Source organism: Rhodanobacter sp. FW510-R10, assembly GCF_058781105.1.
Genome location: NZ_JBYSWL010000001.1, coordinates 2,039,481 through 2,059,707 on the forward strand (window position 1 = coordinate 2,039,481; position 20,227 = coordinate 2,059,707).

General features: G+C 67.8%; 16 protein-coding genes and 1 tRNA gene. 14 read left to right on the forward strand and 3 right to left on the reverse strand.

The genetic code is table 11. The features are described 5' to 3' along the window. Positions 1 to 49: 49 nt before the first annotated feature. Positions 50 to 1,522, forward strand: a complete 1,473-nt coding sequence (locus AC3WJB_RS08825) for an amidohydrolase family protein (RefSeq protein ID WP_492680692.1) — start codon at positions 50 to 52, stop codon at positions 1,520 to 1,522. Between the two features lie 194 nt (positions 1,523 to 1,716). Then, complete coding sequence (locus AC3WJB_RS08830) at positions 1,717 to 3,309, forward strand: M20/M25/M40 family metallo-hydrolase (RefSeq protein WP_492680694.1); 1,593 nt, start codon at positions 1,717 to 1,719, stop codon at positions 3,307 to 3,309. 49 nt (positions 3,310 to 3,358) lie between these two features. Here AC3WJB_RS08830 and AC3WJB_RS08835 read toward each other — a convergent pair whose 3' ends face one another. Continuing rightward, positions 3,359 to 4,351: an NAD(P)H-quinone oxidoreductase gene (locus AC3WJB_RS08835; protein WP_492680696.1), complete on the reverse strand. Its 993-nt coding sequence runs from the start codon at positions 4,349 to 4,351 to the stop codon at positions 3,359 to 3,361. A gap of 30 nt (positions 4,352 to 4,381) precedes the next feature. Then, the gene (locus AC3WJB_RS08840; protein ID WP_492680698.1) at positions 4,382 to 4,630 is read right to left on the reverse strand and encodes a hypothetical protein; all 249 of its coding nucleotides are present in this window, start codon (positions 4,628 to 4,630) and stop codon (positions 4,382 to 4,384) included. A 184-nt stretch (positions 4,631 to 4,814) separates the two neighbouring features. Between AC3WJB_RS08840 and AC3WJB_RS08845 the strand changes: the two genes are divergently transcribed. The 9 genes from AC3WJB_RS08845 (at position 4,815) to AC3WJB_RS08885 (ending at position 16,850) form a co-directional block, all read left to right on the forward strand. Further along, positions 4,815 to 5,120 carry a hypothetical protein gene (locus AC3WJB_RS08845; protein ID WP_492680700.1) on the forward strand — a complete coding sequence of 102 codons (306 nt, stop codon included), beginning with the start codon at positions 4,815 to 4,817 and terminating at the stop codon, positions 5,118 to 5,120. Between the two features lie 228 nt (positions 5,121 to 5,348). Continuing rightward, positions 5,349 to 6,575 carry an MFS transporter gene (locus AC3WJB_RS08850; protein ID WP_492680702.1) on the forward strand — a complete coding sequence of 409 codons (1,227 nt, stop codon included), beginning with the start codon at positions 5,349 to 5,351 and terminating at the stop codon, positions 6,573 to 6,575. Positions 6,576 to 6,616: 41 nt separating this feature from the next. Beyond that, entirely contained in the window at positions 6,617 to 7,504 is an 888-nt protein-coding gene (locus tag AC3WJB_RS08855; protein ID WP_492680704.1) for a pseudouridine synthase, read from the forward strand. A 104-nt stretch (positions 7,505 to 7,608) separates the two neighbouring features. Further along, entirely contained in the window at positions 7,609 to 9,606 is a 1,998-nt protein-coding gene (locus AC3WJB_RS08860; protein ID WP_492680706.1) for an OPT family oligopeptide transporter, read from the forward strand. Positions 9,607 to 9,955: 349 nt separating this feature from the next. Next, entirely contained in the window at positions 9,956 to 12,562 is a 2,607-nt protein-coding gene (gene mprF, locus AC3WJB_RS08865) for a bifunctional lysylphosphatidylglycerol flippase/synthetase MprF (RefSeq protein ID WP_492680708.1), read from the forward strand. A 17-nt stretch (positions 12,563 to 12,579) separates the two neighbouring features. Further along, positions 12,580 to 13,446 (forward strand): AcvB/VirJ family lysyl-phosphatidylglycerol hydrolase, encoded by an 867-nt coding sequence (locus tag AC3WJB_RS08870; protein ID WP_492680710.1) that lies wholly within the window; start codon positions 12,580 to 12,582, stop codon positions 13,444 to 13,446. 19 nt (positions 13,447 to 13,465) lie between these two features. Continuing rightward, positions 13,466 to 14,539, forward strand: a complete 1,074-nt coding sequence (locus tag AC3WJB_RS08875; RefSeq protein ID WP_492680712.1) for a class I SAM-dependent methyltransferase — start codon at positions 13,466 to 13,468, stop codon at positions 14,537 to 14,539. Then, positions 14,536 to 15,237: a pseudouridine synthase gene (locus AC3WJB_RS08880; RefSeq protein WP_492680714.1), complete on the forward strand. Its 702-nt coding sequence runs from the start codon at positions 14,536 to 14,538 to the stop codon at positions 15,235 to 15,237. Before AC3WJB_RS08875 ends, AC3WJB_RS08880 begins: the two co-directional genes overlap by 4 nt. A 53-nt stretch (positions 15,238 to 15,290) precedes the next feature. Then, positions 15,291 to 16,850 (forward strand): protein adenylyltransferase SelO, encoded by a 1,560-nt coding sequence (locus tag AC3WJB_RS08885; RefSeq protein WP_492680716.1) that lies wholly within the window; start codon positions 15,291 to 15,293, stop codon positions 16,848 to 16,850. A gap of 53 nt (positions 16,851 to 16,903) precedes the next feature. Here the strand turns inward: AC3WJB_RS08885 and AC3WJB_RS08890 are convergent. Further along, a tRNA-Arg gene (locus AC3WJB_RS08890) sits at positions 16,904 to 16,980 on the reverse strand. A 168-nt stretch (positions 16,981 to 17,148) separates the two neighbouring features. On the opposite strand from AC3WJB_RS08890, the gene amaB reads away from it, so the two are divergent. From amaB to AC3WJB_RS08905, 3 genes are all read left to right on the forward strand, one after another. Further along, on the forward strand, positions 17,149 to 18,744 hold the full coding sequence (gene amaB, locus AC3WJB_RS08895; RefSeq protein WP_492680718.1) for an L-piperidine-6-carboxylate dehydrogenase: 1,596 nt from the start codon (positions 17,149 to 17,151) through the stop codon (positions 18,742 to 18,744). A 116-nt stretch (positions 18,745 to 18,860) separates the two neighbouring features. Then, on the forward strand, positions 18,861 to 19,151 hold the full coding sequence (locus AC3WJB_RS08900; protein ID WP_492680720.1) for a DUF4190 domain-containing protein: 291 nt from the start codon (positions 18,861 to 18,863) through the stop codon (positions 19,149 to 19,151). 5 nt (positions 19,152 to 19,156) lie between these two features. Beyond that, the gene (locus tag AC3WJB_RS08905) at positions 19,157 to 20,218 is read left to right on the forward strand and encodes a quinone-dependent dihydroorotate dehydrogenase (protein WP_492680722.1); all 1,062 of its coding nucleotides are present in this window, start codon (positions 19,157 to 19,159) and stop codon (positions 20,216 to 20,218) included. Positions 20,219 to 20,227: the final 9 nt, after the last annotated feature.

Here is a 20,227-nt window from a genome sequence, read left to right on the forward strand (position 1 = left end):
GGGCGGCGGCGAACTGGACCATACTTGTTCCATGCCCGGGGGACTCGACATGCATGATCGGCTTGGCGGTTATTTGCGCGTGGCATGCGTGGCTGTATTTGGTGCTGCCGGCATGGCGGCCACCGCCGCGCCGCATGCGGCCATGCCCACGCTGTCGGCACAGGTGCGTGCCTACGTGGCACATGCCGAGCCGGTGCTCGCCATCACGCATGTGCGCGTGATCGACGGCACTGGCGCTGCGGCGAGGGACGACCAGACCGTGCTGCTGCGCGATGGGCGCATTGCCGCGGTCGGCCAACGGCTGGCGTTGCCCAAGGGCACGACGGTGATCGATGGCCGCGGGCAGACGCTGATTCCCGGCCTGGTCGGCATGCACGATCACATGTTCTATCCTGCGCCGAGGGTGAATCCGGCAGCGCGGGCGGCGCTCTATCCGGAGCAGGCTTCCAGCTTCCCCAAGCTGTATCTGGCCGGTGGCGTCACCACCGTGCGCACCACCGGCAGCATCGAGCCCTATACCGACCTGCAGCTGAAAAAGGCGATCGACGCCGGGTTGATTCCCGGGCCGAAGATGCATACCACGGGGCCCTACCTGGAAGGCAAGGGCAGCTATACGCCGCAGATGCACGAGCTGGCGGATGCCACCGATGCGCGCGACACGGTGAACTACTGGATCGGCGAGGGCGCGACCTCGTTCAAGGCGTACATGCACATCACGCGTGCCGAGCTCTCGGCGGCGCTTGCCGCGGCGCACGCCAAGGGCATCAAGGTGACCGGCCACCTGTGTTCGATCGGCTTCACCGAGGCGGCGGACCTGGGTATCGACGACCTCGAGCACGGCTTGTTCGTGGATACTGAATTCACCGCCGGCAAGCAGCCGGACGTGTGTCCCGACACCAAGGCCGCCGTCGCGCACCTGGCGACGTTGACCGTGCAGGACCCGGCGGTCCAGGCGCTGATCAGGCACCTGGTGGCAAAGCGTGTCGCGGTGACCTCCACGTTGCCGGTGTTCGAGACCTTCGTGCCCGGCCGGGCGCCACAGGACGCGCGCGTGCTCGACGCGATGCTGCCGCAGACGCGCGACGAATACCTGAAGGCGCGCGCGCGCGTGGCGGCGACGAAGGATTCGCCCTGGCCGCGGGCGTTCGCGCTGGAAATGGCTTTCGAACGCGCCTTTGTCGATGCCGGCGGCACGTTGCTGGCGGGACTGGATCCCACCGGTTACGGCGGCGTCATCGCCGGCTACGGCGACCAGCGCGAAGTCGAGTTGCTGGTCGAAGCGGGCTTTGCGCCGGTGCAGGCAATCCGCATCGCCACCTTGAATGGCGCACGGTTCCTGGGCGTGGATGCCGAGACCGGTTCGGTCGAGGCGGGCAAGAGCGCCGACCTGGTGCTGGTCAATGGCAATCCTGCCCGGAACATCCAGGACATCGAACACGTCGTCCTGGTCTTCAAGGACGGCGTGGGCTACGACCCGGCGAAACTTGCCGCGGCTGCAAACGGTACGGTGGGATTGCGCTGAGCCAGCCATCTTTGGCTTGGCCGCCGATGATTCCCCAAACGCGGCATCAGCCGGTAGACTCCGGACAGGCACGCGTGTCGCGGGGGATCCGCGGCGGGCGCCGACCAATCCAATCCCGTGTGGCCCGAACTGATCCGCTACGGCATTCCCGCAGCGTTCGGCAAGTGCGCCGTCTATCCAAAGTGGGGACTTCCATGTTCAAACAGTGCCTGATGCTGGTATGCCTGGGAATCAGCAGCGTCGCCATGGCCCAGGAGCCGGTGGACCTCGACATGGTCAACCGGATCCGCCAGGAATCCTTCCATCGCTCGCAGGTGATGGACACGCTCGCGCATTTGACCGACCGCATCGGTCCGCGCCTGACCAACTCGCCCCAGATGCGCGAGGCCAATGAATGGACCCGCAGCAAGTTCAGCGAGTGGGGCCTGGCCAACGTCCACGACGAGGCCTTCGACGATTTCGGCCGGGGCTGGGAATTCAGCAACGCCAGCGTGCTGCTGCTGGGGCCGCACCCGGTACCACTGCGCGCGTTGCCGCTGGCCTGGACGCCCGGCACCAAGGGCCCGGTCGAGGGCGAGGTGATGGCGGTGAAGATCAAGAAGGTGGCCGACCTTGCCCAATACAAGGGCAAGCTGGCCGGCAAGATCCTGCTGCTGGACGAAGTGCGTCCTTACAAGCGTGGCGACACGCCTGATTCGCGGCGCTACAGCGAGGCCAACCTGGATGACATGCAGGATTTCGCGCTGCCCACCGATGCGGACAGGAAGAAGCTGGCCGAGCGGTTGGAAAAGTACGGCGAACGCATGGAGCTGACGAAGGCCACGAATGAGTTGTTCGCCGCCGAGGGTGTCCTGGCCACGCTCAACATCAGCAGCCTGGACAATGGCATCCTGCGCGTCGGCGCCGGTGGCTCGCGCCGGGCGGGCGAGTCGGTGGGTGTGCCGGCGCTGGTGATGGTGGCCGAGCGCTACAACGAGCTGGCGCGCCTGGTCGCGGCCAAGCAGCCGGTGAAATTACGCGTGGACGTCCAGGCACGCTTCACCGATGAAACCAACCAGCCGGGCTACAACACCCTGGCCGAGATCCCGGGCAGCGGTCGCGATGCCAAGGAAGTGGTGATGCTGGGCGCGCACATGGATTCCTGGCATGCGGGCACGGGCGCCTCGGACAACGGTGCCGGCGTCGCGGTGATGATGGAAGCCATGCGCATCCTGAAAGCCGTCGGTGCCAAACCGCATCGCACCATCCGCGTGGCGCTGTGGAGCGGCGAGGAGCAGGGTTTGATCGGCTCGCGTGCGTACGTGGCCAAGCATTTCGCGAAGTATCCGGAGCCCACCGACCCGGCGCAGAAGGCCTTGCCGGAGTTCCTGCGCAAGCCCAGCGGCAATTTGCAGACCACGCCCGAATACGGGCGCCTGGCCGCGTATTTCAACGTCGACAACGGCTCGGGTCGCCTGCGCGGCATCTACGCCCAGGAAAATGCCGCCGTGGTGCCGATCTTCCAGGCCTGGCTGGAACCGTTCCGTGACGTCGGCGCCACCACCGTGGTGTCGCGCAACACCGGCAGCACCGACCACATTTCCTTCGACCGGGTGGGCCTGGCTGGCTTCCAGTTCATCCAGGATCCGCTGGACTATTCCAGCAACGTGCACCACACCGACCTCGATACGCTGGACCACGCCGAGCCCGAGGACCTGAAGCAGGCGGCGGCAATCGTGGCTTCGTTCGTCTACGCGGCGGCCATGCGTGGGCAGATGCTGCCGCGCAAGCCCTTGCTGGAAGAGTAGGCACCCGCCCGCTTTGGGGAGTCCTTTGTGGACTCTCCCAAAGCGGCGCTCAGCCTGCCACGGTGAGCACGATCTTGCCGATGTGGCCGCCGGCTTCCATGAGCTGGTGCGCGCGGCCGGCTTCCTCCAGGGGAACCTGGGCATGGATCACGGGGCGGATCCGGCCGGCATCGATCAGCGGCCAGACCGTGGCGCGCAGTTCGGCGGCGATGGCGGCCTTGCGCACGGCATCCAGGGGACGCAAGGTCGAGGCGGTCAGGGTCAGGCGCTTGCGCATCATCTTCGAGAGGTCCAGCGGGGCCTCCTTGCCGCCGAGCGTGGCAATCTGCGACAGGCGTCCATCCTCGGCCAGCGCCTCGAGGTTGCGCGGGAAATAATCGCCACCGACCATGTCCAGGATGACGTCGACGCCGCGCCCATCGGTGGCAGCCCGGACCACCTCGACGAAATCCTCGCGTCGATAGTCGATGCCGCGCGTGGCGCCCAGGCGCTCGCAGGCAGCCGCCTTGTCCGCGGTTCCGGCCGTGGCATAGACCGTGGCGCCGAGCGCCCTGGCCATCTGGATGGCGAGGGTGCCGATGCCACTCGTACCCCCGTGCACCAGCAGTGACTCGCCAGCCGCGAGGCCGGCACGTTGGAAGACGTTGAACCACACCGTGAACGCCGCCTCCGGCAGCGCGGCGGCCGATGCCCAGTCCATGCCCCGCGGGAGCGGGAGGCATTGGCCGGCCGGCGCGGCGACGTATTCGGCGTAGCCGCCACCGTTGCACAAGGCACACACGGCGTCGCCGGGGCGCCACGCCGTGACGGCGCTGCCCACTTGCTCGACCACGCCGGCAACCTCCAGGCCAGGCAGGTCCGAGGCGTCGGCCGGCACCGGATAGCGTCCGGCGCGCTGCAACAGATCGGAGCGGTTGACGCCGGCGGCGCGGACCCGGATCACCACCTCGTGCAGGCCGGGATCGGGTCGTTCGCGTTCCCCGATCTGGAGGACCTCGGGTCCGCCCGGCCGGGTGATTGCCACGACCCGCATGCTGCTCATGATGATGACTCCCTGGTGACCGCCGTGCCTTCAGTGTTGCCGATGCCAGGAGCCCACGTTGGGCGTCGCGGCTTCATCGAGGTGGTCGCGCACCATGGTCGCCAGGGCAGGGTGCGCGATGTTCAGGATCTCGAATACGCCGGCGGCATGGAGTGCAACCGCCAGCCGCAGGACTTCGGTCTCGAGTTGCTGGCGGTACTGTTCGTCGCTGGCCTCGAGCAGTTCCCGTGCGCGCGTTACGAACTGGGCCAGATCCGCGCAGCCCGATGCAACGGACACTTCCATCCCCGGGCGAGTGGATGGATGGGGACCACGTTGCCACGATGGCTTGGTGGGCATGAGCCCTCCTCGTTGATGCGGGTGGAGGCCCACCACGTCGGCTTGGCGACATGGTGGCAGTGATATGACGACCGCGGCACGGCGGCGGAGTTCGCCGCCGGCTTACAGGACCATCGAGCCCAGCGTGGAGATGCAGATCACCAGGCAGGCGCAAAACAGGCTGTTCAACATGACGGTTTCGAATTTCATGGCGGTGCTCCTTGGAAGGTGTGGCGAGGTGTTCACGGGAAATATGGCAAGGCCTGTGCCAACTGGCGCCAGGGCCGCCCAAGCCCATTCCACGGCCGTTTGTGCGGCGACATGCCGCCATCGCCTGGTGTCCGCGGACACCGCGGCGCGCAGGGCGGACAGTGGCGGCGCGGACACGTGCGGGCACGTGCTGGAGGTCAGCGACGCATTGATGCGGCGGGCGTGGCAGCGCCGGGCGTGATGCGGGCGGGATTCAGGGCGAGTTGTCCGCACCCTTGCTATGGTGCACACGCGTTGGCCGCCGAGGGATTGCCCGGATCGGCCGGAGACGCGTTACGATCGTCCGCATGCGAGCCTGCCCCGCATGGGGTCGTCGCATGGCAAGCTCCACCCATTGCCCCTTTCCTGCTCCCGCGCCCGTCGCCGCCCGCCAGGGTGATGGCCGCTGGAGCCCGTCGCTGCCTGCACCATGCTGTCAATCATTCGTGCCGTTTCCCCGCTGCTCTCAAGCACGGTCTTCCTGCTCATGGGTGTGGCCTTGCTGCACTCGCAGGTGGCCTTGCATGGTCATGCGCTGGGCTACTCGGTGGCCATGATTGGCGTGCTGACGTCCGCCTATTACACCGGCTTCCTGGCGGGCACCTATGCCGTGCCGCGGCTGACCCACCGCATTGGTCACATCCGCAGCTTTGCCTTCTGCATCGTGCTGGTGACCTTCAGCGCACTGGTGCAAGCCGTCACCTCGATCTACCTGGTCTGGCTGCTGATGCGCATCCTGCAGGGCCTGGTCCTGGTCGGCCTGTACGCCATCATTGAGAGCTGGCTCAATGCGTCTGCCGATCGCCAGCACCGCAGTTCGGTGTTTGCGGTGTACATGATGCTCAACCTTGGCGCGGCGGCGGTGGCCCAGCAGTTCCTGCGCCTGCCGGGCGAGCCGTTCGTGCTGTTCTGCGTGGTCGCCATGCTGTTTTGCGTCGCCGGCCTGCCGGTCATCGCCACCCGCGAGGCGCAGCCGACCATGGAGGCCCTGCCCAAGGTCCAACTGCGCCGCCTGTATCGGCTGGCCCCGACCGCGCTGGTGACCTCGGTGATTTCCGGCCTGGCGCTGGGCGCGTTGTGGGGCCTGCTGCCGATCTACGCCCAGGCTCGTGGCCTTGCCGCGGGTGAGATCGGCACCTATGTGGCTGCCGCAATTTTCGGCGGCGTGGTGATGCAATGGCCGTTGGGGCGGTTTTCCGACCGTATCGACCGGCGCCTGGCGATCGCCCTGATCAGCGGCTGCGCCGCGCTGGTCGCCCTGGCCAACGTGATGCTGCCCGCCGACAACCGCGCGCTGGCCATCGTGATGGTGTTTGCCTTTGGCGGCGTGGCCTTTGCCCTGTATCCGATTGCCGTCGCCCACCTGGTCGACTACGTCGATCGCGACGAGCTCTTGTCGGCCTCGAGTACCGTGTTGCTGGTCAACGGCACCGGTTCGGCCGTGGGTCCGCTGGTGGCCGGCGCGCTGATGAGCTGGTGGCAGCCCTGGTCGCTGTTTGCCTGGTTTGCCGTCTTGAACGCGTTGCTCGCGGCCTATGCGCTGAATCGCTTTGCGCGCCGCAAGCGCGTGGTCACCGCAGACGACAATTTTGTGCCCCTGGTGCAAACCGCGCTGAACGCCTTGCGACAAAAGGCGACCGACAAGCACCTGCCCTGAAGGGGTGTGGATGCCGCTCGCCGCCACTAGACTGCAAGGCCATGAGCCCGCCTGCCGCCACCGTGCAGCACGACCCGCGCCAGAGCACGGTCCACCTGCGCCCCGGCCCGTGGCCGACGGTGTGGGCTGCCCTGGTCGCGTATTTCCCGCGCGTGGGCGAGGCGGTATGGCTCGAGCGCATCCGGCACGGCCGCGTGCTGGATGCCGACAGCATCCCGATCACGCCGCAGACGCCTTGCCGCCCCGGCATGCGCATCCGCTACTACCGGGACGTGCCGGATGAGCAGCCGATCCCCGGCGCGGTGGCCGTGCTGTACCAGGACGAGCGCCTGCTGGTAGCGGACAAGCCGCCATTCCTGCCGGTGATGCCGAGCGGCAATTACGTGGAGCAGACCCTGCTGCGTCGCTTGCTGCGGCAGACTGGAATCGCCGACCTGGTGCCACTGCACCGCATCGACCGCCTGACCGCCGGGCTGGTGTTGTTTTCAGTGGACCCGCGCACACGTGACGCTTACCAGGCCTTGTTTCGCGAGCGCCGGGTGGCCAAGCGCTACCTGGCCCTGGCGCCAGCCTTGCCGGGGCTGGCATTTCCGCTGCTGCGCCGTTCGCGGCTGGTCCGTGGTGAGCCGTTCTTCCGCATGGCCGAAGTGGCCGGTGCGCCAAACAGCGAGACCCGGATCGAGGTGCTCGAACGCGGGCCTGGCGACTGGTGCTATGCCTTGTCTCCGGTCACCGGGCGCAAGCACCAGTTGCGCGTGCACATGGCCGCGCTCGGCGCCCCGATCCGCCACGATCCCTGGTATCCGCAACTGGACGCCTCCCGGCCGGACGACCATGCCCATCCGCTGCGCCTGCTGGCCCAGGGTCTGGCGTTCACCGATCCCTTGGGCGGCGAGCTGCGTCAGTTCGCGAGCCGTCGCACGCTGTAGCCCGCATCGAGGGCCGGAGACATAAGCCTTCGGCGATTGGAGGTGCGCGCGGCGGAGGCCGACGCGCTATTGTTCGCCCATCCAGCCGCTACCAGGGGTCCCGCGTGATCGCACAACAGCCGTCCAGCGTGGAACCGCGCACCGAATTGACCGTGCGCGGCCTGATCATCGGCATCCTGATCACCCTGGTGTTCACTGCGGCCAACGTCTTCTTTGGACTGAAGGCTGGGCTGACGTTCGCCACCTCGATCCCGGCCGCGGTGATTTCCATGGCCATCCTGCGCAAGATGCGTGATTCCACGGTGCAGGAAAACAACATCGTGCAGACGGTGGCCTCGGCGGCCGGCACGCTGTCTTCCATCATCTTCGTCCTGCCGGGCCTGATCATGGTCGGCTGGTGGACCGGTTTCCCGTTCTGGGTCACGTTCGGCATCTGCGCCACCGGCGGCATCCTCGGCGTGATGTACACCATCCCGTTGCGCCGCGCCCTGGTCACCGACTCGGACCTGCCGTATCCCGAGGGCGTGGCCTGCGCCGAGGTGCTGAAGGTGGGCGACAGCCACCAGGCCGATGCCGACGCGGAGGGTGGCCGCGCCGGCCTGCTCGCCGTGGTGGGCGGCACCGTGGTGTCGGCGGTGTTCGCCGTCGTGGTAGCCACCAAGCTGTTCGCGGCCAGCGTCACGCAGTATTTCCATGTCGGCGACCGCGGTGCGGCCACCGGCTACGACTTTAGCCTGTCGTTTGCCTTGTTCGCGGTCGGCCACCTGGTCGGGCTGCGGGTCGGCATGGCCATGTTGCTTGGCGCGGTGATCGCGTGGGGCTGGGCGGCGCCGCACTACACCATGCTCGCGGCGGCGGCCGGCAGCGCGGCCGAGGTCGCGCAGGCGGCGTGGAGCACCAAGGTGCGCTTCATTGGCGCGGGCACGATAGGCGTGGCGGCGATCTGGACGCTCGGCACCCTGGTCAAACCGGTGGTGGGCGGCCTGGCGGCGGCCATGGCGTCGTCGCGGGCGCGCAAGTCCGGGCAAGGCGCGTCCCTGCCGCGTACCGAGCTCGACATGCCAATGGGCATCGTCAGCCTGATCAGCCTGCTATGCCTGTTCCCGATCGGCTGGCTGCTTGGCAGCTTCGGCATCCAGACCGGACTCGGTGCGCACCTGTGGCTGCTGGTGGGGGGCGGCCTGGTCTTCGTGGTGATCATGGGTTTCCTGGTTTCGGCGGTGTGCGGCTACATGGCCGGCCTGATCGGCTCTTCCAACAGCCCGCTGTCCGGAGTCGGCATCCTGGTGGTGATCGTCGCGTCCCTGCTGCTGATCGGCGGCATCCAGGCCCAGGCCTCGGCGGATTCCGGCAAGGGGCTGGTCGCCTTTGCCTTGTTCATCACCTCGGTGGTGTTTGCCGTCGCCGCGATCGCCAACAACAACCTGCAGGACCTCAAGACCGGGCAGCTGGTCGATGCCACGCCGTGGAAGCAGCAGGCGGCCCTGGTGGTAGGCGTCATCGTCGGCGCGGCGGTGATCCCGCCGGTACTGGACCTGTTGAACGAGGCCTACGGTTTCCTCGGTACGCCGGGTGTCGATCCGGCCCGCGCGTTGCCGGCGCCACAGGCCGGCCTGATTTCCGCCCTGGCGCAGGGCGTCCTGCAGGACAACATCGACTGGAGCCTGATCTTCATTGGCGGGGCAATCGGCGTCGGCCTGATCGTGCTCGACCAGATCCTGCGGCGCACGGCGCAAACCGCGCGCCTGCCGCCGCTGGCCGTCGGCCTGGGCATCTACCTGCCGACCTCGACCACGCTGATGATCGTGGTGGGCGCGGTAGTCGGCTGGTACTACGACCGGCGCGCGGAGCGCACGGCGAAGCCCGAGGCGGTGAAGCAGCTCGGCGTGCTGCTGGCCTCCGGCATGATCGTGGGCGAGAGCATCCTCGGCGTGGTGATTGCCGCCATCGTGGTGTTCTCCGGCGAGGCGGCGCCATTGGCCATCGCCGGCCCAGGCTTCCACACCGCGTCGATCTGGATCGGCGGCCTGGTGTTCATCGCGGTGAACGTGGCGCTGTACCGCTGGGTGGCACGCCTGGGCCAGGTGCGCGCCGCCGCCTGACTGGCTCCGCGCCTCCTCGATCCCGGGCGGGAGCCCGCTGACGGGCGATGCTCTCGTTTCGGCATGCGCCGGTCTTCTAAGGTCAAGAGCGTTTCGTGCGCCTCCGGCGTGCGAGTTACTTTCTCTCGCTTGCCCGAGAGAAAGGTAACCAAAGAGAGGGGCACCCCGCTTGGGTTACTTTCTCTTTGGCCACTCAAAGAGAAAGTGACTCGCGCGCCGACAGGCGCACGAAAGCTCTTGGCCAGCGTCACCGCAGCGACCCAACAGCGAAAGCAGCGCCCGCAAGGGTGAATCAGCCGGGAGGCCTGCGGGGCCCTACACTAGCCGCGTTTTTCGTACTGGGTCGACCGTGGAAATACAGCAAGTCGAAGGTGGGGGCGAAGCCCCGGTGGTCGAGGCATCCGGACAGGGCATGGTGCTCATGCGCCGGGTCGCCGCGCCATTGTTGTCGATTGCCATGCTGTGCCTGGCGTTGTGGGCATTGCACTTGTTCACGCGCGACGTGAACTACCACCAGATTCGCGAATACGTGCAGGGCCTGCCGCGCGGGCGCTTCCTGCTGGCGGCGCTGCTCACCGCGCTGGGCTACGGCGTGATGACGCAGTACGACCGCTATGCGGTGATCTCGATTGGACGCAAGTTGTCGTGGCGACGCGTCGGTTTGATCTCGTTCATCAGCTATGCGTTCAGCAATGCCATTGGCATGGCCTTGCTGGTCTCCGGGTCGATCCGCTATCGCTTTTACATCCAGAACGGGTTGTCGACCGGCGAGATTGCGCGCGTGGTCCTGTTTTGCGCGCTGAGTTTCTGGCTGGGCCTGCTGGCGTTGACCGGCGTGACCTTGTTGCTGGTGCCCCTGCCACCCGATCTTCCGTTTGCACGGATTGGCCTGCCCCTCGGCATCGCCCTCACCCTGGTGCCGCTCGCGTGGCTGGCAGCGGCCGCGTGGCTGCGCCAGCCGTTGCGCCTGTGGCGCTGGCAACTGCGCTTTCCCACCTTGGGCATGGGGGTGCGCCAGATCGTGGTCGGCGCGCTGGATTGGGGACTCGCCGCGGCGGTGCTGTACGTGCTCATGCCGGATTCGCTGGACAACGGCTTCGGACATTTCCTCGCAATCTTCGTCATTGCGCAGATCGCCGGCCTGGTCAGCCACGTGCCGGGCGGGCTCGGTGTATTCGAGGCGGTGATGCTGGCCGGCTTCGGCGCCACCGGGCACCAGGCGCTGGCCGCCCCGGTGCTCGGCGCGCTGGCGGCGTTCCGCGTGATCTATTACCTGCTGCCACTGTGCGCGGCGGTGGTGCTGGTGCTGCAGCGCGAGGCACGCAGCCTGCACCGGAAATCGCTGTGGGCGCCCTGGTTCACGGCGCTGCTGCCCTCGTTCTTTGCCGGCCTGACCCTGGTTTCCGGGGCCGTGTTGCTGTTTTCCGGCGCCACGCGCGCGTTGCCCGAGCGCATGGACATCCTGCGCGAAGTGTTGCCGCTCTCGGTGCTGGAAGTCTCGCACCTGCTGGCCAGCGTCATCGGCATGCTGCTGCTGATCCTGGCCCGCGGCCTGCAGCGGCGCCTGGATGCGGCCTACGTGCTGACCCTGGCGCTCTTGATCGCCGGCGCGGCGTTCTCCCTGTTGAAGGGCATCGATTACGAAGAGGCCACGCTGCTGGTGCTGCTGGCCATGGCGCTCGCGCCGGCGCACAACCTGTTCTACCGGCGCGCCTCGCTGTTCAACACGAGGTTTTCCATTGGCTGGATCGTGGCCATCGTCGCCGTGCTGGTTTGTGCGACGTGGCTGGTCTTGTTCAGCTACAAACATGTGGATTACAGCGCGGACCTGTGGTGGGAATTCAGCTTCCACCAGGGCGGCGCGCCACGGGCCTTGCGCGCGCTGGTGGCCGCCGCCGCCGCCGGCCTGTTGTTTGCGCTGGCCAGCCTGATCCGCCAGGTCCAGCCGCCCCAGGCGGCCCCGAGCGAGGCGCAGCTCGAGGCTGCCCTGCCCTTGATCCGGCGCTCGCCGGACACGCAGGCCTACCTGGCGCTCATGGGCGACAAGACCCTGCTGTTCGATCCCACGCATGCCGCCTTCGTCATGTACGACGTCGCGGGCCGCAGCTGGGTGGCGATGGGCGACCCGGTCGGCACCGACGAGGCGGCACGCCGTGAACTGGTGTGGACCTTCCTCGAGCAATGCGAGCGTGCGGGCGGCTGGCCGGTGTTCTACCAGGTCAGCCAGGCCGACCTCGACCTGTACCTCGAGGTAGGCCTGAGCCTGCTCAAGATTGGCGAGCAGGCACGCGTGCGCCTGGCGCGGTTCAACCTCGACGGCAAGTCGCGCAAGGTGCTGCGCAACACGGTGAACAAGCTGACCCGTGATGGGCTGCGCCTGGAGATCGTCCCGGCGGAAGGTGTCGCGCCCCTGCTGCCGCAGTTGAAGCTCATCTCCGACGCCTGGCTGCGGGACAAGCACGTGCGCGAGAAGCGCTTCTCGCTGGGCGCCTTCGATCCGACGTATCTGGTGCGCACACCGATGGCGGTGGTCTGGCAGGGTGACCGGCCGATCGCATTCGCCAACCTGTTCCTCGGCGAGACAAAGTACGAGGCGTCGGTGGACCTGATGCGCCATCTGCCGGACGGACCCGCCGGCATCATGGATTTCCTCTTCGTCGAACTGATGCTGTGGGCGCGCGGCGAAGGCTACGAGTGGTTCAACCTCGGCATGGCGCCGCTGGCTGGCCTGCACAACCGGCGCCAGGCGCCGCTGTGGAACAAGTTTGGCGCCATGGTGTTTGGCCGTGGCGGGCACTTCTACAATTTCCGCGGCCTGCAGCAGTACAAGGACAAGTTCGACCCGGAGTGGGAGCCGCGCTACATGGCCGTACCGGGTGGCATTGCGCTGCCGATGATCCTGGCCAACGTGGCCAGCCTGATCGGCGGCGGCCTGTCGGGCGTGGTGCGCCGGTGAGACGCAGGAGCAGACTCATGCTGGCAGGATTTGGCGCGGTCGTGCTTGGCCTGGCGGTCATCTGGAATCCATTCACCCGGATCAGCCTGGAACGTGCCACGGTCGTCGTGCCGCCGGCGGGGCAGGTGGCGCCGGTGTCGGGCCACGACGACGTGCTGGTCGTGGTGTATTCCGGTGATGGCGGCTGGGCGGACCTGGACCAGCAGCTGGGCGGGGCGTTCGCGGCGCATGGCCTGCCGGTGCTGGGCGTCAATGCGTTCAAATATTACTGGCGCCTGCGCAGTGGCGAGGAATCCGCCGCGCAACTGGATGCGTTGCTGACCGAGAACCTGGCACGCTGGCACAAGCAGCGCATCTGGCTGGTGGGGTACTCCTTCGGCGCCGACGTGCTGCCTTCCATCGTCGATCGCCTGAGCCCGGCGAACCGCGCGCGCATTGCCCAGCTCGTGCTGCTCTCGCCCGGCCGCGACTACAGCTACGAGATCAAGTTCGAGGGCTACATGGTCGCGCGCGGCCGCTTCCTGGCGTTCGCCAAGCGTCTGCTGGAGAAGTTCAGCAAGGTGCCGGACTACCCGGCGCTGCCGCCCGTGCAGGCGCTGCAGGACCAGTTCCCGGTGGTGTGCTACTACGGCAAGGATGACGCCGACGACAGCCTGTGCACGGTGCCGGATCTGCCGCCCTGGGTGCAGGTGCACGCCAAGAACGGCGACCACCACTTCGATGGCGGCTACGTCCCGCTGGCGGCGCAGATGCTGGCCGAGTTGCCGGCGCGCGCCGGGTCGACGCCGGCGCCGGCGCCGGCCGCGCTGCCTGGCGCAGCGAGCCTGCCTGCGGCATCGTCCGCGCCGGCTGCCGCGACCACCGCCGCGCGTGGCTGGCCATGAGGGCAGGCGAGGGCAGGTCGTGATGGCGGTCGGCTTTGCCGACGCCGCACCCGATGCGGCACTCGCGGCGTTGTTCCTGCCCTTTGCCGGGCGCGCGCTGCAGTTGCCATCTGATGGCCGTGTGCTGTTTCTTGGCGCGCGGGCTGGCACGCGCGTGCGCGAGCTGGCGCAGCCGGGATGGCTGTGCGAACAAGGCTTTGCGCCGTTTGCCGCTGAGCTCAGCCGCTGCGGCCTGCGCGTGGGCGAACCGGCCGTGGACGAGATCTTTCCGCTGGTCTTGCTGCTGCCGCGCCGCCAACGCGAGGAAACCCGTGCGCTGCTTGCGCGTGCGTTGACGCATCTCGCGCCGGGCGGCACGCTCCTCGCCTGCGTTGCCAACAATGCCGGTGCGAAGTCGGTCGAGGCCGATCTGGCTCGGCTTGCCGGCGCGACGCAGCATCTGTCCAAACACAAGTGCCGGGTGTTCTGGGTCGCACCTGAGCCGGTCGCGATCGACCGCACCTTGCTCGATGCGTGGCTGGCACTCGATGTGCCGCGGATCACCGTCGCCGGCTACTGGAGCCGACCCGGGCTCTTTGCCTGGGACCGGATCGACCGCGGCTCGGCCCTGCTGGCCGAATGGCTGCCGGCCGATCTCTCCGGCCGTGTCGCGGACCTGGGCGCGGGCTACGGCTACCTCGGCGCGCAGGTGCTGGCGCGCTGTCCGCGCGTCGAGGTGCTGCACCTGTACGAAGCCGAACGGCGTGCGCTGGACCCGGCGCGGCAAAACCTGCAGCAGGCACAGGCGCGCGGTCAGGGGCGGGCGGTGCGCTGCGACGTGCGCTGGCACGACGTGACGCTTGGTCTGCCTGAAAGCTACGACGCCATCGTCAGCAATCCGCCGTTCCACCAGGGCCGCGCCGACCTGCCGCAACTCGGCCAGGCGTTCATCGCCAGTGCCGCCGACGCGTTGGGCGCCGGTGGTCGCCTGCTCCTGGTGGCGAACCGGCACTTGCCCTACGAGTCACTGCTGCGTGCACGCTTCGGTGAGGTTCACGTACTCGCCGAGCGCGACGGCTACAAGGCGATCAGCGCGCAGGGGCCCAGGCCATGAGGCTGGTACGGCTGATCGCGAACCTCGGCTACGGCAGCCGCAAGGAAGTGGCGCAGATGTTCCGTGCTGGCCGCGTGACTGACGCGGATGGCGAGGTGTTGTACGCCGATGACCAGGTGGAGGCGGCGTCGATCCGTGTCGATGGCGCGCCGCTCGACCCGGGCTGCGGGCTGGTCCTCATGTTGCACAAGCCGGTGGGCTATACCTGCTCGCATCGCGACCCGGGCCAGTTGGTCTACGACTTGCTGCCGCCACGCTTTGCCTGGCGCCGGCCGCCATTGTCCAGCATCGGCCGGCTCGACCGCGATACCAGCGGACTGCTGCTGCTCACCGACGATGGCGCCTTGTTGCACCGGGTCATCGCGCCCACCTCGCAAGTGCGCAAGGTCTACGTTGCCACCCTGGCGCAGGACCTGCGCGGTGATGAGGCCGCGGTGTTCGCCAGCGGCACGTTGCTGCTGGATGGTGAAGCCACGCCGCTGGCCCCCGCGAAGTTCCAGGCGATGGGCCCGCACACGGCGCGGGTGACGCTCACCGAGGGGCGCTACCACCAGGTGCGCCGAATGTTCGGCGCCCTCGGCAATCGCGTCGAGACCTTGCACCGCGCCGCCATCGGCGACCTCGTACTTGGCGAACTGCCACCCGGCAACTGGCGCCAGCTGGCAGCGGCGGAGTTGGCCAGGGTATTCGCACGCTGAGGCGATCCGCGCGCCCTTGCATGGCCAGGTCCGCGCCGGCATATAGGCAGGACATGCGCACGCTGCAATTTGACAACCGTTTCGTCCGTGAACTGCCTGCCGACACCGGGCAGGGCGCTGGGCCGCGCCTCGTGGAAGCTGCGATGTATTCGCCAGTCGCGCCCACCCCGGTGCGGGCACCTACCGTGTTGGCGACTTCGGCCGACGCGGCGGTGCTGCTCGACTTGACCGCGGCCGACCTCGCCACGCCGGAATTTGCCCAGGTGTTTGGCGGCAACGCCTTGCTCGATGGCATGCAGCCCTATGCCGCGAACTATGGTGGGCACCAGTTCGGCAACTGGGCCGGGCAGCTTGGGGATGGACGCGTGCTCACGCTGGGCGAGGTGGTCAATTGCGCGGGCGAGCGCTGGGAGCTGCAGCTCAAGGGTGCCGGGCGCACGCCCTACTCGCGCGGTGCGGACGGACGCGCGGTGCTGCGTTCCTCCATCCGCGAGTTCCTGTGCAGCGAGGCCATGCATCACCTGGGCGTGCCGACGACGCGCGCGCTGTGCCTGATTGGCACCGGCGAGCAGGTGGTGCGCGACATGTTCTATGACGGCAACCGCGCACCCGAGCCGGGCGCGATCGTGTGCCGGCTCGCGCCCTCGTTCATCCGCTTTGGCAGTTTCGAGCTGCCGGCCTCGCGCGGCGACGTCGCCTTGTTGCGCCAACTCCTCGATTTCACGATACGCCGTGACGCCCCGGAGCTCGGCGGCAGCGGCGAGGCGTTGTATGCCGAATGGTTTGGCCAGGTGTGCGAGCGCACGGCGCAGATGGTTGCGCAGTGGATGCGCGTGGGCTTCGTGCACGGGGTCATGAACACCGACAACATGTCGACCCTGGGCCTCACCATGGATTACGGCCCGTATGGCTGGGTCGATGATTACGATCCCGATTGGACCCCGAACACCACCGACGCCAGGCGCCGGCGCTACCGCTACGGCCAGCAGCGCGAAGTCGCCTGGTGGAACCTGGGCTGCCTGGCCGGCGCCCTGTCCCCGCTGTTTGCGGGCACGGCCCCGCTGCAGGCCGGCTTGGACCGTTATGCCCAGGCCTATGCCGCCGCCGAGCGCGGGCACGTCGCGGCCAAGCTGGGCCTGGCCGAGTGCCGTGGCGACGACCTGGCCCTGATGCAGGACCTGCACTCGCTCATGCACTCGGCCGAGATCGACATGACGCTGTGGTTTCGCGCCCTGGCCGAGGTGGAGCCACGGGCGCCGTCGCTGGCGCCGATGGAGGATGCCTTCTACGACGCGGCCAAGCGCCGGAGCGCTGGGCCGGCACTCAACGATTGGCTCGCCCGCTACGCCGCGCGACTCGCGACCGACCCGCAGTCGGGCGCGCAACGCCAGGCGCAGATGCATGCGGCCAACCCGCGTTACGTGCTGCGCAACTACCTGGCCCAGCAGGCGATCGATCGCGCCACGGCTGGCGACCTGGGCGGCGTGCATGAGCTGCTGGAGGTCATGCGCCATCCTTACGACGAGCAGCCCGGCCGCGAGGCTTACGCGGGCAAGCGTCCGGACTGGGCCCGCCACCGCGCTGGCAGCTCCATGCTTTCCTGCAGCTCCTGAGCCGGTACGGCACGCGCCGGCCGGTATGGCAGCCGGGGTAGCGCAAGTGGGATTGGTGCCCTCGAGACGATTCGAACGTCCGACCTGTCCCTTAGGAGGGGACCGCTCTATCCAACTGAGCTACGAGGGCGCAATGCCGACCCTATATTAAAGGGGACCTGGCAAATTGAAACGTTGGCACGACGGCGCGGCTGCCAGGCGAGTCCGGTCCGGGGAACCCGGGGGGCGAACTGCTAGAATGGCGACAGTGAATTCCAGTTCATCGCGCCCTGGGCGCGGGCCAGTTTCAGGAGTCGATATGTCCAATGCAGTCCTTTCCGAAGTCGAGTCGAGCGGTCACACCGCCTATGAGGGTGGGGCGCACCATGCCATCCTTGCCGCACTGGGCTTGGCGAGCGAGCAGTCCGGTACCTATCTGGGCCAGGGCGAGTGGTCGCAGACCACCGACGCCGGCGTGCTGCGGCCCATCAACCCTGCCACTGGCGAGGTGATCGCGGCGGTCTATGCCTCCAGCGCGGCGGACTACGCCAAGCTGGTCGAGCGCGCGCAGGCGGCGTTTGCGCTGTGGCGTGCCACGCCGGCGCCGCGGCGCGGCGAGGCGGTGCGGCTGTGCGCCGAGGCGCTGCGCAAGCACAAGGATGCACTGGGTTCCCTGGTGGCCTTGGAGATGGGCAAGATCAAGCCCGAAGGCGATGGCGAAGTGCAGGAGATGATCGACATTGCCGATCTCGCCGTCGGCCAGAGCCGCATGCTGTATGGCTACACCATGCACTCGGAGCGGCCGGGTCACCGCATGTACGACCAGTACCATCCACTCGGTCTGGTTGGCATCATCAGCGCGTTCAACTTCCCGGTTGCGGTGTGGGCCTGGAACGCCATGCTGGCAGCAGTGTGCGGTGACATCTGCATCTGGAAACCCTCGCCGAAGACGCCGCTGTCGGCCGTGGCGGCCATGCGCATCTGCAACGAGGCGCTTGCCGGGCACGGTTTCCCGGACCTGTTCTTCCTGTTCAACGATGCCGGCGATGCGCTGGCCAAGGCCTTCGTCGATGATCGGCGCATCGCCCTCATCAGCTTCACCGGTTCGACCAAGGTTGGCCGCGCGGTGGGCGAGCGCGTAGCCAAGCGCCTGGGCCGCTCGTTGCTGGAAATGGGCGGCAACAACGCGATCATCGTCGACGCGAGCGCCGAGCTGAAGCTGGCGATACCGGCCATCGTGTTTGGCGCGGTCGGCACGGCGGGCCAGCGCTGCACGACCACGCGGCGCGTGTTCGTGCACGAGTCGATCCACGACGACGTGGTCGCGCGCCTGGTCAAGGCCTATCACCAGGTCGAGGCCAAGATTGGCGACCCGACGCTGTCCACCACCTTGATGGGGCCGCTGAACAGCGCGGACGCGGTACGCGCGTATGCCGCGGCGATCGATACGGCCAAGGCGGCCGGCGGCGTGGTACGCAGCGGTGGCAAGGTGCTCGGCGAGCGCCAGGGCAACTTCGTGCTGCCGACGATCATCACCGGGCTCAGGAATTCCGACGCGATCGTGCAGACCGAGACATTTGCGCCCATCCTCTACGTCATGCCGTTCAAGACGCTGGACGAAGCGATCGCGATGCAGAACGACGCGCCGCAGGGCCTGTCCTCCGCGATCTTCACGCGCGACCTGAAGGCAGCGGAGCAGTACCTGTCTGCGGCGGGTTCCGATTGCGGCATCGCCAACGTCAACATTGGCACCAGCGGTGCGGAGATTGGCGGCGCGTTCGGCGGCGAGAAGGAAACCGGCGGCGGCCGTGAATCCGGGTCCGATGCCTGGAAAGTCTACATGCGTCGGCAGACCAACACGGTCAATTATTCGGATGCGCTGCCGCTGGCCCAGGGCATCAAGTTCGACGTCTAGCCGGCCTTTGCCGTATGCCATGGATGGCTGCGGCCAGGTACCGGTCCGGCGCATTGTCAGGTGTCCCATCCGGGACATTGCAGGCCCGTTGCCACGATGCCAGGAGTGCTGCCGCCATGTCCGAGCCAGTCGCTTCGTCGCTGAGCGCGCCAACCAATGCATTGGCCGTGGTCAGCCTCGTCTTCGGTATCTTGACCTGGTTCCTGTTGCCCTTTGTCGGCGCCCTGGTCGCGGTGATCTGCGGGCACCTGGCCCGCGGCGAGATTCGGCGTGCCCCGCCGCAGGCCGGCGACGGCATGGCCTTGGCCGGGCTGGTGCTGGGTTATGTGCACCTGGCGCTTTGCGCACTCGCGATCTTGCTCGTCTTGGGTGCATTGTTCGTCGGCGTGCACCTGTTCTGGCTCTGAGCCGCATGCCGAGCTTCTACGATTGCTTGCGTCCGCTGCTGTTCAAGCTGGATGCAGAGCGTGCCCATGGCCTCACGCTGGCCGCGCTGGACGTGGTGCAGCGTACCCGGCTGACGCGCCGGATCAGCCGCGTGCCGGCGGACTTGCCGGTGGAGGCGTTCGGCTTGCGCTTCCCAAACCCGGTCGGCCTCGCCGCCGGCCTGGACAAGAATGGCGAGCATCTCGATGCGCTGGCCGCGCTGGGTTTCGGCTTCATCGAGATTGGCACGGTGACGCCGCGCCCGCAGCCGGGCAACCCGCAGCCTCGCCTGTTCCGCCTGCCCGCATACGAGGCCATCATCAACCGCATGGGCTTCAACAACGCCGGCGTGGATGCGCTGGTGCGCAACGTGCAGGAGTCCTCGTACCGCGGCGTGCTTGGCATCAACATCGGCAAGAACAAGGACACCCCAAACGACCAGGCGGGGAATGACTACCTCATGTGCCTGGGCAAGGTCTATGCACACGCCAGCTACGTGGTGATCAATGTCTCCTCGCCGAACACCGCCGGCCTGCGTGACCTGCAGGCCCGGGCGGCGCTGCATCGCCTGATCGCCATGTTGCGCGTGGCGCAGGAGCGCTTGGGCTCGCAGCACGGCGGGCGCAAACCAATGTTGCTGAAGATTGCCCCGGACCTCTCCGCGGCGGAAATGGATGCGATAGCCGAGGTGTTGCTGCGCACCGGCATCGACGGCGTGATTTGCACCAATACCACGCTCGAGCGCGCGGCGGTCGAGGCCGATCCGCTGGGCGGCGAAGCCGGCGGCTTGTCCGGCAAGCCGCTGTTCGCGCGCTCCACCGCGGTGCTGGCTGGCATGTACGAGCGCCTGCAGGGACGTATCCCGCTGATTGGCGTGGGCGGCATCCTCGATGGTGCCGACGCGGCGGAGAAACTCGATGCCGGGGCGTCACTGGTGCAGCTCTACTCGGGACTCATCTATCGCGGGCCGGACCTGGTGGGTGAATGCGTGGACGAAATCCGCCGGCAGCGCGCCGGTACCCTGGAGGTGGGCCAGCATGGCGCATGAGCCATTCGA